This window comes from Corynebacterium sp. CTNIH16, assembly GCF_032821655.1.
Classification (GTDB): Bacteria; Actinomycetota; Actinomycetes; order Mycobacteriales; family Mycobacteriaceae; genus Corynebacterium; species Corynebacterium marquesiae.
This window is the reverse complement of record NZ_JAVBIG010000011.1, coordinates 18013-34262: the sequence shown is the minus strand read 5'-3', so window position 1 is coordinate 34262 and position 16250 is coordinate 18013. Positions and strand designations below refer to the sequence as shown.

Below are 16250 nucleotides of genomic sequence, written 5' to 3'. Positions count from 1 at the left end.
TTTACATGTGTCATCATGGAGCTTATGGACACCCGTCAACTTCTTTATTTCCGCGCCGTTGTAGACAATGGCTCATTCACGCACGCTGCTGAATCCCTCGATATGACCCAGCCATCCCTGAGTCTTTCCATCCGGAAGCTAGAAAAGGAACTGAACGCGCAGCTGCTCTCGCGCGGGCGCTCTGGCGTCTCCACCACGGAGGCTGGCGATTATGTCTACGAAACGGCCGTTAAGGTTGATGCACTACTGAGCGAAACCCAGCGCCATATCAGCGAAATCACCGGCGATAAAGCCAGCACCGTGTCGCTAGCCTCCGGCGCTATTTTGAACTGGGAATTTACCCCTGCCGCCCTCGCTGAGCTCAAGCGGATTTACCCCACCGCCAATATCTCGCTGGATGACGCCGAGCCAGTCACCGCTATCAAACACCTACTGGATGGCCAGGTGGACCTAGCGCTCTTGCCGACGTCCGATCCGAAGGCCTTCATTCGCCGCTACTCCCCCGAACTCACCGTCCACCAAGTGGCCACGTTCGACTACTCCGTCGCCCTTCCGCAGCGCCTCGCCGAGTTGGAATCCCCCGTTTCCCTCGCCGAGCTAAAAAAGGAAACTTGGCTTGTCCCACCGCGCAGCCGCGAAGTTCCTGAACTGGCCGAGTTCTATCACGACCTATGGAATAGCCGCCCGGGTCTCAAGCCGGAACAGACCCAGGAGGTCGCCAGCCTCAATAGCGCGATTCCTATGGTCTCCAGTGGCCTCGGCGTCAGCATCGTGCCCAATTGCGCACCTACTGTGCAGCCACACGGCATTATCACCCGCCCCATTGCTGATGATCTGCCGCGCTACTACGCCATCGTGGCCTACCGCACGGATCGCGAGCTGACCGCAGCTGCCCAAGACTTGGTGGACATCCTGCGCACGCCGCAGCGCACCCTGGCTTAGGTTTCCCCGCCCTCGTGGGCTACTATGAGTGCGTTGTAAGCCCCCATAGCTCAGTGGATTAGAGCAGTGGGTTTCTACCCCATGTGTCGCGGGTTCGAATCCTGCTGGGGGCACCGTGCGAAAGCCTTGAGGCGTCGAGTTTCTCGCCGCTTCAAGGCTTTTTGTTTACGCTAGGACTCACCATGCCCCACTCCGGAAAGGCTTAACCATGTCACTTCCCGCCCCTTCCCGCACGTCTTATGCCCTCGTTACGGGTGCCAGCCAAGGCATTGGCAAGGCCATGGCGCAGGATTTCGCAGCACTGGGCTATAACGTCATCCTTGTGGCCCGCCGCCGCGAGCTCCTGGAGTCCATCGCCGCCGAGCTCGAGCAGCGCCATAATATCGAGGCCATTGCCCTGCCGGCGGACCTAGCGGTAGCTGACGACGTCGCCCGCGTGGCCGAGACCATCGCCACCCGCGAGGTGTCGATCCTGGTCAACTCCGCCGGCATCGCCAGCTTCGGCCCCTTCATGGACCAGGACTGGTCGTACGAGACGACGCAGTTCGAGCTCAATGGAACTGCCGTCCACCACCTCACGCGATCCGCCCTGGATCAGATGCTGCCTCGCCGTAGCGGCGCCATCTGTAATGTCGGCTCTGCCGCGGGCAATATCCCCATTCCTAATAACGCCACTTACGTTTTCACCAAGGCGGGCGTCAATGCATTTACGGAGGCCCTGCACTATGAGCTGAAGGGCTCCGGCGTCTCGTGCACCCTGCTTGCCCCCGGCCCAGTGCGCGAGGCCACCATCGCAGAGGAAGACCAGACGATCGTGGACAAGGTGGTACCGGACTTTTTGTGGACCACCTACGAGTCGTGCTCCCAAGAAACCATCGAGGCCATGCGCCGCAATCAGCGCCGCGTGGTGCCCGGCCCGCTGTCTAAGGCGATGAATACCCTCAGCCAGGTGCTGCCCACCCCGGTGATTGCACCGCTGGTAGGCAGCTTCTACGCCAAGATGGGCTAGGCCCCGGCGCCTTCTAAGTCCTTGTCTTTGTCTTTGAGCACGCTGCCCTCGCCACGTGCTCGTTTGCGCTCTACCCAGAAGTCCGCATTCTTAATGCCCAAAGCTTCTGGGTCGAACTGCGGATCCTTGCCGGCCTTCTTCTGCTTTTCGTAGTCCTTGAGTGCCTTGATGGCGGGGACCTGCAGGAAAAGAATAGCGATGATATTGAGCCATGCCGTCGTGCCGACGCCGATATCGCCCAGCGCCCACGCCGCACCTGGAGTGGTGGTGGCGCCAACGATGACAGAAATAATAATCAGTGCGCGCAGAACCCAGATCAGGCCACGGCGGGCCGTGCGCGAGCGAACCCAACGGTTGAAGTAGGTCAGGTTGACTTCGGACATGTAGTAGTACGCCAGGACCGTAGTAAAGGCGAAGAAGGCAATGGAGACGGCAATAAAGGTTGGGCCCCAGCCGGCAAAAACACTATCGAGGCCGGACTGCACGTAGCCGGGGCCGACCTCGACGCCATCAGGAAGCGAGCCGTTGAAGACCACTTCGCCGTCCTCGGAGCTGCCGCGGAAGACGGTGTACATATCCGTAGAAATAATCATGAACGCGGTGGCCGAGCAGACAAAAAGCGTATCAACGTACACCGCGAAGGACTGCACAAAGCCCTGCTTAGCAGGGTGGGAGACCTCAGCAGCCGCCGCGGACTGCGGGCCGGTACCCTGGCCGGCCTCATTGGAGTAGATACCGCGCTTCACACCCCACATAATGGCCGCGCCCAGCATGCCGGAGAATCCGGCTTCCATATTGAATGCAGACTTGAGGATGAGCCCGAAGACCTCCGGAATCTGCGAGAAGTTCATGCACATGACCACCACGGAAATCACGATATAAATGAGCGCCATAAAGGGCACGACAATGGTGGCGAAGTTCGCAATGCGCTTGACGCCACCAATAATGATGATGGCCAGGATGCCCGCGAGGACGACGGCGGCCCAGGTGGAGTTGATACCCCAGGCGGTATCGGCCGCAGCGGCCACCGCATTGGCTTGGATGGCCGGCAGGAAGTAACTCGTCGCCAGGATCATGGCGACGGCAAATACGATGCCGTAGACCACCATGAACGGCGCGGCCTTAGTGTGCTTGTAGGCCTTTTCGATGTAATAGGCGGGCCCGCCGCGGTACTCACCGGTGTCCTGATCCTTTTCCTTGTAAATCTGAGCCAACGTACATTCGATGAACGAGGTGGGCGAGCCCAAAAGCGCCACTGCCCACATCCAGAACACGGCACCAGGACCACCGAAAGCGATGGCTGTGGCCACGCCGGCGATATTGCCCACACCCACGCGGCCAGAGAGCGAGACCATCAAGGATTGGAAGGAAGACACTCCATCCGCGGACTTTTCTCCGTTAACGATCTGCTTGAGCATGTCCGGTAAACAGCGCACCTGCAGGCCGCGTGTCACCACGGTGAAATAAATACCCGCGCCGAGGCATAAAAACACCAAGACGGGGGACCAAATTACGGTATTGAGGGCATCGAGGAAATTTGCCATCTGGTCTCTCCTAAGTCTGTCGCACCTCCCGGATGAAGAGCGATTAACCAAAGTATGCCGTAGCTCACATCTACAAGTGAGGCAAATCACCTATTAATTTTATGCAGCACAGCGCCACACTCTCTAAAAGGTTGCGTTGTCCAGTAGCAATCGTCCCTCCAGGGCAGCCGGGTTCGTACCCCATACAGGGGTAAAAGCACGCGGGCGTAGAATGGACCGCATGCCACATTCCGAGATAGCCGCAAAACACGACCGCCTCGTCTGGATCGATTTGGAGATGACGGGCTTGGACCCCGAACGCCACGTCATCGTCGAGGTCGCTGCCGTCATCACCGATGGCAACCTCAATATCCTGGGCGAGGGCATCGACCTCGTCGTCCACGCCACCGAGGATGAGCTGGCACAGATGGATTCCTTCGTCACCGAGATGCACGCTAAGTCCGGGCTAGATAAGGAAATCCGCGAGTCCACCACCTCCATCGGGGAAGCCGAAGAGGCCGTACTCGCGCTCATCAATGAGCATTGCGATCCTGAGCACCCCGCTCCCCTAGCCGGCAACTCCATCGCCACAGATCGCAGCTTCATCCGCGCTTATATGCCACGGCTCGATAACGCCTTGCACTACCGCATGATTGACGTCTCCACCATCAAGGAGCTTGCCCGCCGGTGGCACCCGCGCGCTTACTTCAACCAGCCTGATAAGGGCATGGCCCACCGCGCACTGCAGGACATTATCGAATCGATCCGCGAGTTGGACTTCTACCGCCGCAGCGTCTTCCGCACCGACGAGGGCCCCACCTCCCCCGAGGCGGAGGAGATCAAGGCCGAAACCACCGCTGACTACCAGGCGTTTTTGTAATTTAGGCGGCGTGAGTTAACCTATATCTCGTTGCTTTCACGCAGCGATGGTGGCTGTAGTTCAGCTGGTAGAGCACCAGGTTGTGATCCTGGGTGTCGCGGGTTCGAGTCCCGTCAGCCACCCCAAATGCCCGAGCCTTGTGCTCGGGCCTTTTCAGTTTTCCGCCTGCATGCTCGCCAGCAGCTCCTCCGAACGTGCCCGACCAGCCACATCTGGCATGTCTCCGGTCACCACAAACTCGCTAACACCCAGCCGCTTGCCGACGCCCCTAAGCTCCTCCCCCACTTCCCTCACCGTTCCCCATACGTCTTGGGCCAGCGCCTCCTCAATGCGCCGGCGCTGCTGCCCCGTGAGCGCATCCATATCCAGCTCTCCTGCAGGCCGCAGGGCCGGGAACTCGCCGGTAGATTGTGCGAGTACCTTGGCATAGGCCTCCGGTAACAACAGATCACGGGCGGCCGCGGATGTCTCGGCGACGGCAATATTGAGCGAGGAGATGATAGGTGGGGCGTCGGCAAGCGCATGCTCCCGATACACCCGCGCGGCTGCCTCCTGCGTGGCCACCGGACCACCCAAGATGACGCCGAGCCCCATCTTGGCCGCAACCATGGCCGATCGAAAGCCCGCCAAGACGTAGATCGGAGTGCCCACATACTCCGGCCGCACCGTCACCGCCTCCTCGCCGCGCAGGTAGCGCACCAACGTCGCCAGCTCCGCCTCAAAGCGCTGTTTCACCTCGGCCGGGTCGCCCTGGCGCAGCGCCCGCCGCACCGGGCCGGTAAAGCCAACAGAGGAACCAATTCCAATATCGATGCGCCCGGGATACAGCGCCTCGAGGAGGTTTATCTGCTCGGCCACCAGAAACGGCGGATGATTCAACAGCATGATGCCGGCCGTTCCCACCCGAATGCGCTGCGTGTGCGCCGCCACGTGCGCCGCCAACATGCCCGGCTGGCCTGCCGGAATTCCCGGCACACCGTGGTGCTCGGCCACCAGAAATCGCCGGAAACCAAGCCCCTCTACGTGCCGCGCGTGCTCAGCCACCTGGTCCAGCGGGCTGGCCGCCCCGCGGTCTAAAACAGAAAAACGCATGGCCACCACTGTAGCCATGCGCTCATCGCCTGCACCGCGGTTGGGCGCTACTGATTGGCGTCCGCGTTACCCTTAGACCACTCGTCCCAGGACATATTCCAGTCACCTAGGCCATCCAGCGCATTAAGCGTTTCACCGTAGGTATTGAACACGCGCACCACGTCGCCGCGCTTCATCGTCTCCTGGAACCACTGGGCAGCCTCCGGCGTCACGTTGATGCAGCCATGAGAGGTATTGGTATTGCCCTGCGCCCACACTGACCACGGAGCGGAGTGGACATAGATGCCGGAATAGGACATCTGGGTAGCCCAGTCCACGGTCGTGCGGTAGCCGCCTGCCTCATGGGCTAGGCCAAAGGTCTCCGAGTCCATGACTAGCTGCGGGTGCTCGTCACCGATGATGTAGCGTCCGTTCGGCGTATCGTACTGATAATCGCGGCCTAACGAGACCGGGATGGCGCGCAAGAACTTCTTATTCTTGAAGACCTTCATGGTCTTGGTGGCGTTATCAATAATCGCGACGGTGCGGTCCCCAATGGTGAAATTGGTCTTGGCGTTCTCGCCGCCATAGATTCCGCCGCCTAGGTCCTTGCCGTACTGGTCCACCTTTACTTCAACCTTAGTGCCCGGCTCCCAGTAGTCCTTCGGACGCCAGCGCACCTCCTGGTTGTTGACCCAGTGGAAAGCGCCTTTCACCTTGGGGTTGGTGGTCACAGTAATAGTCTTCTCGGCTGCCTTGCGGTCCGTAATCGGCACACCAAAGTTCACACCAATAACCTGGCCTACGCCCACCTCAGAGTCCGGGATCGGAGTAAGCGAGACTTCGGCAACGCCCGCCGCTTGCGGGGTGGAAAAGCTGAGGTTCTTCTTGTTGCCATCCACATCGGAGGCAACGATGGAATAGGTGTGGTTATAGCCCAAGTCCTCCGCGGTAGACCACTTCTTAGCGTCCTTGGAGAGCTTTTCTTCTACTTCCACGCCCACTTCATTGGTCATGGTGACGCTCTTGAGCTTGCCGTTGGTCTCCACCGTTACCGGCTTCGACGGGTCTACGTCCTGCGCCCCGTCCTTTACGGAAACCTTCAGGCCGTCCTTTTTCTTTTCGGACTTTTTGTCACCATCCTTCGCGCCGTTCGCGCTCGCGGCGGCGGTGGATTCTTGGTCAGCGGTTTGATTCTCGGCAGAGGAATCAGAGGAGCAGGAGGCGGCGGCTAGGGAAATGCACGCAACGCCCGCGGCCGCGATGAGGCGGCGCGCAATAGGGAGGGAATGTTTCACTGAGTTGCCCTTAGACACGTAATTGCTGCTTTCAAAGACCAATTTAGATTAGCGTCTCACTCCAGCAATTACCAGAAGCCACTTCAGGCATTAACCAATTCGTTATAGACCCCTAAAAACACGCCGTAACCAGGCGATTTTACACTTTTTAAGAATGGCTGCTAGAGTATCTACTCGTTGCACAGAGAGCCACACGGCAGGAAGTCAACAATGCGCCATTAGCTCAATTGGCAGAGCAACTGACTCTTAATCAGTGGGTTCGGGGTTCGATTCCCTGATGGCGCACCAGTTAAAAATTTAAGTTAAAAAATTAGGCCGGGCAATAGCCCGGCCTTTTGTTATCTCACCCGCAGCGGGGCGATGAGTGGAGCGCCGCCATGCTGGACGACGTCCGCCTCTACCCCATACACACCTTCCACCAGCTCCCCCGTGAGAACGTCCGAAGGTTTGCCCTGAGCGCGAATATGGCCCTTTTTGAGCACTACCAGCTGGTCGCACATGCGCGCAGCCAGGTTAATATCGTGGATGGCCACCAAGCCCAGGCTGCCGTCGCGCTTCGCCTTGGCACGCACCTCGTCCAATACAAAGATCTGGTGATGGAGGTCGAGGGCGGACGTGGGTTCGTCGAGAAGCATGAGGCCCGGGTTGCCCACCAACATCTGCGCCACCGCCACCAGCTGGCGCTGGCCTCCGGAAAGCTCGTTAAGGTAGCGCGAGGCAATCGCATCCAGCCCCAGCGAGTGCAGCACCTCACCGGTGCGCGTAATCGGGTCCTCGCAGGCCTCACGGCGCGCAGAGATCAGCACGGCCTCAAACGCCCGCAGCGCGGCCGTGCTCGTGAGATCCTGCGGCACGTAGCCGATGAGCTGCCGGCGGCGCTTGCCGCGCGGTGCCGTACCATCGACGCGAAAATCCACTTCGCCCTGGCAGCCGCGGTGGACGCCGGCCAGGGACTTAATCAGCGTGGTCTTGCCGGAGGCATTCGGCCCCAACAGGCCCACCAACTGCCCGCCGTGGAGTTTTTCCACATCCACGGACTCCAGTACGCGGTGCTTGCCATAGGCCGCACTCAGCCCGGAAATAGTCAGTTCTACGTCCACAGTGCCCTCCTTCGGGTCATGACGATGGCAATGAAGAATGGCACGCCCAAAAGCGAGGTAACGATACCAATGGGAATGGCCAAGCCCGGCTTAATCATCAGGCTGACCGCATGCGCGGCACACATCACGGCCGCGCCCGCAGCCATTGAGGCGGGTAAGAAGTAACGCTGGTCCTCGCCCACCAGCATGCGGGCAATATGCGGGCCAACCAGACCAATGAAACCGATGATGCCGGCAAAGGCCACGGTCGTCGCCGCGACGAGCGACACCACGATGAGCACCACGATGCGCAGGCGGGAGGTATTAACGCCCATGGCGGTGGCGCGGGCATCGCCAAGCCGCAAAGCAGTAAGACGCCAGCCCAGCGCCCACAGAATGGGCAGGGCGATAATCAGCACGGCCGCCAGCACGCCGTTGGCCGCCCAATTGGCGCGGGTAAGAGAACCCATGGACCAAAAGACGATCTGTTGCAGCGCCTCGGCCGAGGACTGGTACTGGATAAGCGCCAGCATGGCTTGGAAGAAGAACACCAAGCCGATGCCCAACAGCACCATGGTTTCTGCCTTCGCACCACGGATGACGGCCGCGATAACAATAATGGCCGTAGCCACCGCGGCCGCAAGCCACGCCATCAGCGCCAGGTTGAACTGCGGCTGCGCAATCAGCTGCCACTTGAGCACGATGGAGGTGGCGCCGCCAAACGCGGCGGCCGCAGAAATGCCGAGGGTAAAAGGCTCGGCCAGCGGGTTATTGAGGATGGTCTGCATTTCCGCGCCGGCCAAGGACAAGGCCATACCGATAAGCACGGCCATCACGGCCATGGGCAGGCGCAGTTGCCATAGCACCGTGCGCGTCTGGTCATCCAGCCCCGCGGGATTGACTATACCCTTCATGACCTCGCCTGGGCTGATATCAATCGCACCCACGAAGTTGCTGATAATAAAAGCCACGGCTGCGATGAGCGTCAGGCCCGCAACGATGCCTATGCGTTGCCAGGTTAACTTCTTATGTTGCCGCGCGAGGGCGGCTACCTCTGCGCCCTCCATTAGTTGGTGCTAAAGAAGGTTCCCTCGCCAGAGACCGGCGAGTACTTTTCTTGCGCATCCATCCACTGCTTGGCGACGTCCATATCGGCATACGCCTCCGGGTCGATCCACTCCGCTACCTGCAGCAGTGCCAGGTAGTTAAACGGCGAATCATAGAACTGGTGCCACATGCTGTGCAGGTGATGCTCCTTAACCGCCCGCAGCTTATCGAAGCCGGCCTGCTTCTCCGGAAGCTTCGCGATGCTACCCTTGGCTTCCTTTTCATCAATGCCGTAGCCCACTGCAGCGTATCCGACAGGGTGGCCTTCATCGTCCTTCATCTCGGACCAATCGCCACCGGTGGCGATGATCATATCCGGGTCAGATTCCAGGACCTTTTCCGGGGTGATTGTGCCGGACTCGCCCGGAATGACTTTATCGCCGATATTCTCGCCACCGGCCGCGTTGACCAGCTGGGAGATATTGGAATCGTTCCAGGAACCGCAGCAATCGGACACACCTGCTGCTCTCCAAACGAAAGTCTTTGGTTTATCTTTTACCTTCTCTGCGCGGTCCTCAACCAGATCCACGGTCTTTTGCCAATCTGCGTTGAATTCCTCAGCGCGATCCTCTTGGCCAAAGATCTCGCCGAAGATGTCCATAGTCTTGGGCGTATTCTCCAGCGGGTCGCGGCGGAAGTCGGTGACCGCATACTTCAAGCCAGCCTGGTCCATCTTGTCGGTCAGGCCCGCCTCACGGGAAGCATCGTATTGATCCAGCGACAGCACGATAAGATCCGGATCCAAGCTCACAAGCTTCTCCACGGTGACATCGCCCTTGGTAAAGCCGCCGATTTCTGGCACCTCGTTGACGGAGGGCAGCTCCTTTTCCAGCACGTTATAGTAATCCGGCACGTTTTGTTTGAGGTCCGTGCCGATGCCAACGACCTTGTCCAGCGGATTATCGGTATTGAGTACGCCGGTAGCAAAAAGCGATCGGCCCTCCCCCAAAATCACGCGATCGGGAGCCTTATCCAGTTCCACGTCACGGCCGGTGATATCGGTGAAGGAGAACTCAGCATCGCCGCTGGAGCCGCCAGTTACTTCCTCAGCTGCGCCGCAGCCGACGAGTGCGGTTGCCGATGCCGCCACAACCGCCATCACCTTGAAGGGAGTATGAGCCATTTTTAGTCCTTGGTCGTTGGATGCCCTCGCGGCTAACGCGAAGGGCCTTACATAGGACATCCTAACCTGATTAAGTAAGGCAACCCAAACCTAAACGGGTTCACCGTTAATCATGTAGTCTTCCGGCTCTCCCTTGGGCACCTGAGTACCGTCCGACATGGTGCGATCTTCCAGCTCTCCATCCGGATCCACGATCGCAATATCAAAGCCGGACTCGCGGATGCGGCGCAGCCCCTCTTTCAGCATGCGCCGACCCATACGGTTTGTACCGGTGATATGCGATAGCTCGAGCACTACCGTACCTTCGCCAAAATCCGACTCCATCAGCTCGTACAAGATGGTCTCGGCCGCGTTGAAGTTAATCAAGCCCTGCAGATAAATGACGGTCAGCTCCGCATCCTGCTCCACCTTGCGCACCGGGTTCACGCCATAACGCTCATCCGTAGACATCAGGTGTAGGCCCATATCCTTCGACAACAACTTAAACGCATCCACCCCGCGCACCGAGTTGCCTTCCTTGTTCAGCCGCGGTGAGAATGTAGCCACGCCCAACTGGCCCGGCAACGTGCCCAACAGGCCGCCCGAGACGCCCGACTTCGCCGGGATGCCCACCTCGGCCATCCACCGACCGGCGCCGTCATACATGCCGGCCGAGCTCATCACCGAAAGCGTCAACCGGCACACGTCCGCATCCAAAATTTGGTCGCCCGTCACTGGCTGGACGCCACCATTGGCCAAGGTTGCCGACATCACGGCCAAATCCCGTACCGTCACCACAATCGAGCACTGCTCGATATAGGTCGAAACCGCATCGTGCGCCTCATCCTGGATGATGTCGTAATTGCGCAGCATATGCGCCAGGGAGAGGTTGCGTTCGCTGACTTCGAGCTCGGAGTCGCGCATGGGGGCGTCGATAAGCAAATCGCGGCCCGCCAGCCGCGAAAAATAGGTGCGCAAACGCTCCACACGCTCGGCCGGCTCCGAATCCACGCCATTAATTAACTGCGTGACCGCAATCGCGCCCGCGTTAATCATGGGGTTGACCGGCCGGTGATCATCACGGTTGAGCGAAAGCTCATTAAAAGCCTCCCCCGAAGGCTCCATGCCCACAATATCGCGCACCGCAGAAAGGCCGAGCTCCTGCAGCGCCAGTGCGTAGACAAACGGCTTGGACAAGGATTGCAGGGTAAATTCCACCTCATCATCGCCCGCTGAGTAGACGTGGCCGGTGGTGGTGCACATCGCGGCGCCGAGATACTCGGGCTCAGCCTTGGCCAGCTCCGGAATATAATCCGCCACGGCACCGTCGCGATTATCGCGCACCTTGGTGAGGATTTCCTGCAAATAAAAAGGGATTGGTGTCTTCATCCCAACCCAGCCTACGAAAAAAGTCCCCGCAGTGTGCGGGGACTTCCATAATTTAGTGGCGCTCGGACAGCAGGCGCTGCAGCTCCTTCAGGTCGCTCTTGCGGCGGCGAGAGCGGAAGACCGAGAAAGCAATCAGACCAACCACAGCGGCGCCGACGCCGCCCAGGGCCATCTGCACGTTGCGGTCCTGCAGCTTATCGGTAGCCGCGTTCTTAGCCTCGTTGGCAAAGTTCTGCGGGCTGCTGCGCTGTGCCAGCTCGTCCAGGGTGCCGGCCAGCTGGCGGCGGGTGCGCTCGATATCGCGCTGAATGTCTTCAATATTGCGTGCCACGAAGTTCTCCTCTTAACTTAGGTTCGCTCTTAACGGGGTCATTCTACCCCGCCGGCCCAAAAGCGTGCAGCCCGGGCGGTAAGTAAGGTGGAAACTATGACTGAAAACCGTTTGAATGTTGGAGATACCGCCCCTGCCTTTGCGCTTGCCGACGACGCCGGAAACACCGTTTCCCTCGCCGATTACGCAGGCCAGCGCGTACTGGTCTACTTCTACCCCCGCGCCAATACCCCAGGCTGCACCAAGGAAGCCTGCGATTTCCGCGATTCCCTGGAACAGCTCAATGATCTCAATATCGCCGTCGTGGGTATCTCGCCCGATAAGCCGGAGGCGCTGGCGAAGTTCCGCGCAGACCACGAACTGAACTTCCCCCTGCTTTCGGATCCGGATAAGTCTGTCATGACCTCCTACGGCGCGTTTGGTGAGAAGAAGAACTACGGCAAGATCGTCCAGGGCGTTATCCGCTCCACCTTCTTGGTCGAGCCGGATGGCACCATCGGCCAGACGCACTACAACGTCAAGGCCACCGGCCACGTCGCCCGCGTGATGAAGGGTCTTAACTAGCGCCGGGGCACCCGTCGGTGCGTTGTACCCCGCCTGCGATCTCACTCGGCGCGACACCGCCGCGGATGCCGAGCGCATTGACCAGGCCAGCTCCCTTATCCACAGCGTCGTCGCGCAGCTCAATTGCGCAACTGCGGGCGACTCGGACGACTTTGATGCCGTGGTCGTAGAGATTAAGCGCCTGCTCGTTTCGTACCTTTTTGCCATTGCGGGCCACTGGGAAAGTTGACGCTTAAACAAGTTATCCACAGTTGCGGACGTCTTCGCCTCGGCTCGCCCGCCGGCTCTGCTTAAAGTTGCAGCTATGAGCGCACTGCAGGCCTATGCCACCAATATTGCCTCGGCGATGGACATCCTCGCCGAGGCCCACGGCATGTCTGAGCGCGCCCTTCTCGAGCTTGGTTTGCCGGACGTGGAAGCGCGCGAACTGCGCGCCATGGCCGAAGTTTATTTCGGTACGACCGGCTTTAGCCGCAAGCAACGCCACGCGGCCACGGCCGCCCGACACCACGACCTCGTAACGCTCAAGCTCATCGAAAAATACGTCTCCCGGCTGCGCAATAAACGTGATGCCTGGAACTTGCGCGTGGAGCTGTGCCGCCTGCGCGGGCCGGCTTCTGAAATCGCCCGCCGCGCCAAGCGGCGTCTGCGCGACCTCCGCCCGCGTCGCATGCCGCCCCGCGAGGGAGTACAGTTGCTGCGCCGGCCGAATGGCCCGTGGACGATGCGGATCACTGCCCCCTCAGCCTTCCTCGCGGAGTTCGACGCCGCGCTCGACCCCGACCGCCCTCTCGATTCCCTCCGCGATCTCCTTCGCGGCTCGGGCGCGCCTTCCGCGCGCACCACAACCAATGTCATCATCCCGCTCAACGCGCTGGACCGCATTTTGGACGGCGATGGTGAAGAAGTCACCCTGCGCCTAACAAATGGCGCCACCATTACCGGCGCCGAGCTGGTCGAACGCACCTTCACCGAGCATGGTCTAGCCACCCTTATCCATCCCGTCAAGGGCCCAGTCAACCTGTATCGCACATCGCGTTACGCCACCGAAAAACAGCGACAGATGGCCGCGGCCGAAAATCCCACCTGCCCGTGGCCGCCGTGCAACCACCCGGCGGACAAGGCCCAGATCCATCACCTCAAGGCGTGGAAACACGGCGGGTTGACCAATATGGAGAACCTGACGGTGTGCTGCCCCTACCACAACGGGGTCAACCAAGATGATCCCAATGCCCCGCCACTGCGCGGGCGCCTTGCTCGGGTCAATGGCAAGGTCCGCTGGGTTCGTTAGCGCTGCCTCTGCGAGGTAGCGCTACTCGGCGTGTCATCGGCCATAAGAACATCGTGGACAAGGTCGCGCGCGGCGTTTAACGCATCACGGCCAGAGTCAGGATGGCCGTCGGTAGCGAAAACCTGGCACTCGTGATCGGGGATCACCTCCGCGCGGCGGGTTATGCCACGCTGCGCGGTATAGGCATCAAAGAGGTTATCGATGCTCAGGGCTAGTCCTCGCTTTTCAGTTGCTCGCGCAGCTGCTGGAAGTACTCGCGGGCAGCCTGGGGCTGCGCGGTGGAGTGTTGGCCCTGCTGCACCTGCGGCTCTGCCTGCTGGTTCTCGGAGCGTTGCTGCTCAGCGCGCTGGGAAGCGGCGATGGCTTCGCGCTTAGCGCGTTCGGCCTGACGCTTAGATTCGCGCTCGATTTCTTCAGCACGGGAAGGCTTCTTAGGCTGCGGGCGACGGCGTTGGGACGGCTCCTCGGCGGAGTCGAGGGCACGGTTGGCCATGAGCACGTCGCGCATACCGCCGAAAAGATCGCCCATCCCCTGCGGGTTGGAGGGCATGTAGAGAACGGACGCCTGGCCGTTGTGAGAGACGTCGACCATTGCGTCGAGGTACTGGGAGACCAGCATGAGAGCTTCGGGGGACTCTTCCACGCCGGCGTCGCGAAGCATCTCGTACTGCTGTGCAATGCCCTCGACGATTTCCTTACGCTGGTCGGCGACGCCGCGGCCCTGCAGCTTCTTCGCCTCGGCTGCGCCCTCGGCCTCCTTCACCACGCGGATCTTTTCAGCCTCCGCCTGGGCTACGGCCGCCTCGCGCTCGCGCTGCGCTGCGTTAATGGAGTTCATGGACTCGCGCACGCGGGAATCGGGGCGGATATCGGTAACCAAGGTATTGACGAAGTTCCAGCCATATTCGGCCATGTTGTCGCGCAGGGAGGCCGCAACATTGCGGGCGATGGTGTCCTTAGAGGAGAAGGAATCATCTAGGTTCATATTCGCCACGGAAGAGCGAACATTGTCTTGGACGTAAGCCACAATCTGCTGCTCGTGATTGGAGAGCATGTAGTACGCCTCGCGCTCGCGGCCCTGGACTACCTCGTACTGCACGGCAACAGGGATCTGGACGAAGACATTATCCTTCGTCTTGGTCTCCACCATCACGTCCAGCTGCCGCACCTGCAGCGAAATTTTATCGCGGACGCGATCTATCCACGGCATCTTAAAGTGCAGGCCAGCATGTGCCACCTTTTGGAATTTGCCCAAACGCTCCAGTATGGCAGCTTCGCGAGTGCGAACGATGAAATAGCCATCGAAGAGCGTTCCCAAGATAATCAGCAGAATAAGGACTATTACTATGGTGGCAATCATTGAGTCTCCCTAAATGTTGTGATGATCACCAATATTTTCGCATAGGAAATAGCGAAATGCTAGTGATCGTCGATAAGCGCAAAGAGCCTGGCAAGGATGGTAGCACCGTCCTCGCGGATGCCGTTGTGCTGGAATTCATTGTTAATCCACGGCCGCAGGTCTCCCAGATGTGTGGCGGTGGCCAAGGACTCCTCGAGCGGGACGAAAATATCATCGACGTAGATGGCCGCGGCTGTGGTCGGCACCTCGCCCAACGCATAGGGCGGGGAGAATTCGTGGCGGGCGAGGCCATGGGCGGCGTCGGCAAACGCGTGCAAAGCCGGATCCTCGTCGAACTGCCAGGGGAAAATGTGCTCGCCGGTTAGCCACGTACCGGACTCGGCAAACTCGGGGAACTCCTCGCGCACGCGGTGCGCCGCCCAGTTCGTAGTGGCCTGGCCACCGGCGCCGCCATAGATGGATTCATGAATGGCGGCATATAACGGGCCGTCCGCAAAGCTCACGCGCTGGCCGACGTCCGCCAGGAAATCACCCCGCAACCGCTTCTCCCCCGCCACGGTGCGGAAGGGCTCTTCCAGCAGATAGGCAAGCGAATCAAAGCCGGTGCCACGGCCGAGCTCAATGCCGATGGTGCGAAAACGCAGCGCGGACAGGCGCTCACCGGTAGGTAGCCGCTCATCTGAATTGTCCAGGTGAGAAATGATCTCCTCGATACGGCCCTGCGCCCAGGGGAATTCGCGGTAGAACCGCTGCTGGCGGGCCTTAAGCTTGCTAAAGGTAGCGCGGTAGAGATCGTCCGCGCCCTTCAAGGTGGGGATGCCGCCGGTGAAGAAGGCATGCTCGACCCGCTCGGGTGCCTGGGACAGGTAGGCGGTGATGCAAAAGCCGCCGAAGGATTGGCCGAACAGCGACAATTTTTCGAGTCCGAGGTGCTCGCGCAGGCGCTCGGCATCGCGGACGATATTGTCCTGGCGTAGCAACGCCAAGTGCTTGGCGGTGCGCTCTGCGGCCGGGCTAAGCGCATCAATGCGGTGCGATCTGCCGGTGCCGCGCTGATCCATGAGGATAACGCGGTAGCGCTCTAGCGCCTTGCCAATCAGCCCCGTAGGCGCCAACGGCCGGGGCGCCGGGAAACCAGGACCGCCCTGCAGGTAGACCAATGCGGGCAGGTCCTCTCCACCGGGCGGGATTATTTCGCGGGCGTAGAGCCCAAAAGTCCCGTGGGGATTGGAATAATCCCACGGGACTTCTAGGTGGTGCTCTTTAATTGTGTGGCCGAAGCGGTGATAGGACGTCATGTCCTC

General features: G+C 60.1%; 16 protein-coding genes and 3 tRNA genes. 8 read left to right on the top strand and 11 right to left on the bottom strand.

What is annotated here, in order from left to right; translation table 11 throughout:
• Positions 1-24 precede the first annotated feature (24 nt).
• The 3 genes from RAE04_RS09650 to cmrA all read left to right on the top strand — a co-directional run bounded on the left by RAE04_RS09650 (position 25) and on the right by cmrA (position 1951).
• The gene (locus tag RAE04_RS09650; protein WP_317027221.1) at positions 25-942 is read left to right on the top strand and encodes a LysR family transcriptional regulator; all 918 of its coding nucleotides are present in this window, start codon (positions 25-27) and stop codon (positions 940-942) included.
• A gap of 39 nt (positions 943-981) precedes the next feature.
• Positions 982-1055 (top strand) — tRNA-Arg (locus RAE04_RS09645).
• A 95-nt stretch (positions 1056-1150) separates the two neighbouring features.
• Positions 1151-1951 carry a mycolate reductase gene (gene cmrA / locus RAE04_RS09640; protein WP_317027220.1) on the top strand — a complete coding sequence of 267 codons (801 nt, stop codon included), beginning with the start codon at positions 1151-1153 and terminating at the stop codon, positions 1949-1951.
• On the opposite strand, the gene RAE04_RS09635 is transcribed toward cmrA, so the two are convergent.
• The gene (locus RAE04_RS09635; protein ID WP_317027219.1) at positions 1948-3495 is read right to left on the bottom strand and encodes an alanine/glycine:cation symporter family protein; all 1548 of its coding nucleotides are present in this window, start codon (positions 3493-3495) and stop codon (positions 1948-1950) included. The two genes, cmrA and RAE04_RS09635, sit on opposite strands and share 4 nt — an antisense overlap.
• A gap of 211 nt (positions 3496-3706) precedes the next feature.
• Here RAE04_RS09635 and orn point away from each other — a divergent pair, with 211 nt between their 5' ends.
• Both orn and RAE04_RS09625 read left to right on the top strand, forming a co-directional pair.
• Positions 3707-4354 carry an oligoribonuclease gene (gene orn / locus RAE04_RS09630; protein WP_317027218.1) on the top strand — a complete coding sequence of 216 codons (648 nt, stop codon included), beginning with the start codon at positions 3707-3709 and terminating at the stop codon, positions 4352-4354.
• A gap of 49 nt (positions 4355-4403) precedes the next feature.
• Positions 4404-4479 (top strand) — tRNA-His (locus RAE04_RS09625).
• A gap of 28 nt (positions 4480-4507) precedes the next feature.
• Here the strand turns inward: RAE04_RS09625 and RAE04_RS09620 are convergent.
• Both RAE04_RS09620 and RAE04_RS09615 read right to left on the bottom strand, forming a co-directional pair.
• Positions 4508-5464 (bottom strand): MsnO8 family LLM class oxidoreductase, encoded by a 957-nt coding sequence (locus RAE04_RS09620; protein ID WP_317027217.1) that lies wholly within the window; start codon positions 5462-5464, stop codon positions 4508-4510.
• A 29-nt stretch (positions 5465-5493) separates the two neighbouring features.
• The gene (locus RAE04_RS09615) at positions 5494-6723 is read right to left on the bottom strand and encodes an Ig-like domain-containing protein (protein WP_286688438.1); all 1230 of its coding nucleotides are present in this window, start codon (positions 6721-6723) and stop codon (positions 5494-5496) included.
• Between the two features lie 212 nt (positions 6724-6935).
• On the opposite strand from RAE04_RS09615, the gene RAE04_RS09610 reads away from it, so the two are divergent.
• Positions 6936-7011: transfer RNA gene (locus RAE04_RS09610), tRNA-Lys, on the top strand.
• 50 nt (positions 7012-7061) lie between these two features.
• On the opposite strand, the gene RAE04_RS09605 is transcribed toward RAE04_RS09610, so the two are convergent.
• From RAE04_RS09605 to RAE04_RS09585, 5 genes are all read right to left on the bottom strand, one after another.
• On the bottom strand, positions 7062-7823 hold the full coding sequence (locus RAE04_RS09605) for an ABC transporter ATP-binding protein (RefSeq protein WP_284767084.1): 762 nt from the start codon (positions 7821-7823) through the stop codon (positions 7062-7064).
• Entirely contained in the window at positions 7814-8869 is a 1056-nt protein-coding gene (locus tag RAE04_RS09600) for a FecCD family ABC transporter permease (RefSeq protein ID WP_284788719.1), read from the bottom strand. The genes RAE04_RS09605 and RAE04_RS09600 overlap by 10 nt, the downstream gene beginning before the upstream one ends.
• The gene (locus tag RAE04_RS09595) at positions 8869-10032 is read right to left on the bottom strand and encodes an ABC transporter substrate-binding protein (protein WP_317027216.1); all 1164 of its coding nucleotides are present in this window, start codon (positions 10030-10032) and stop codon (positions 8869-8871) included. The genes RAE04_RS09600 and RAE04_RS09595 overlap by 1 nt, the downstream gene beginning before the upstream one ends.
• A gap of 90 nt (positions 10033-10122) precedes the next feature.
• Positions 10123-11400, bottom strand: coding sequence for a glutaminase (locus tag RAE04_RS09590; protein WP_317027215.1), 1278 nt, complete (start codon positions 11398-11400; stop codon positions 10123-10125).
• Between the two features lie 52 nt (positions 11401-11452).
• Positions 11453-11731 (bottom strand): DUF3618 domain-containing protein, encoded by a 279-nt coding sequence (locus RAE04_RS09585; protein ID WP_317027214.1) that lies wholly within the window; start codon positions 11729-11731, stop codon positions 11453-11455.
• 96 nt (positions 11732-11827) lie between these two features.
• Here RAE04_RS09585 and bcp point away from each other — a divergent pair, with 96 nt between their 5' ends.
• Complete coding sequence (gene bcp, locus RAE04_RS09580; protein ID WP_286688435.1) at positions 11828-12295, top strand: thioredoxin-dependent thiol peroxidase; 468 nt, start codon at positions 11828-11830, stop codon at positions 12293-12295.
• Here bcp and RAE04_RS09575 read toward each other — a convergent pair.
• Entirely contained in the window at positions 12288-12512 is a 225-nt protein-coding gene (locus RAE04_RS09575) for a hypothetical protein (RefSeq protein ID WP_286688434.1), read from the bottom strand. The genes bcp and RAE04_RS09575 overlap by 8 nt on opposite strands.
• A gap of 87 nt (positions 12513-12599) precedes the next feature.
• On the opposite strand from RAE04_RS09575, the gene RAE04_RS09570 reads away from it, so the two are divergent.
• Positions 12600-13586: an HNH endonuclease signature motif containing protein gene (locus RAE04_RS09570; protein WP_286688433.1), complete on the top strand. Its 987-nt coding sequence runs from the start codon at positions 12600-12602 to the stop codon at positions 13584-13586.
• Positions 13587-13797: 211 nt separating this feature from the next.
• On the opposite strand, the gene RAE04_RS09565 is transcribed toward RAE04_RS09570, so the two are convergent.
• Complete coding sequence (locus tag RAE04_RS09565) at positions 13798-14946, bottom strand: SPFH domain-containing protein (RefSeq protein WP_286688432.1); 1149 nt, start codon at positions 14944-14946, stop codon at positions 13798-13800.
• Between the two features lie 59 nt (positions 14947-15005).
• Positions 15006-16244, bottom strand: a complete 1239-nt coding sequence (locus RAE04_RS09560) for an alpha/beta fold hydrolase (RefSeq protein ID WP_317027213.1) — start codon at positions 16242-16244, stop codon at positions 15006-15008.
• Positions 16245-16250: the final 6 nt, after the last annotated feature.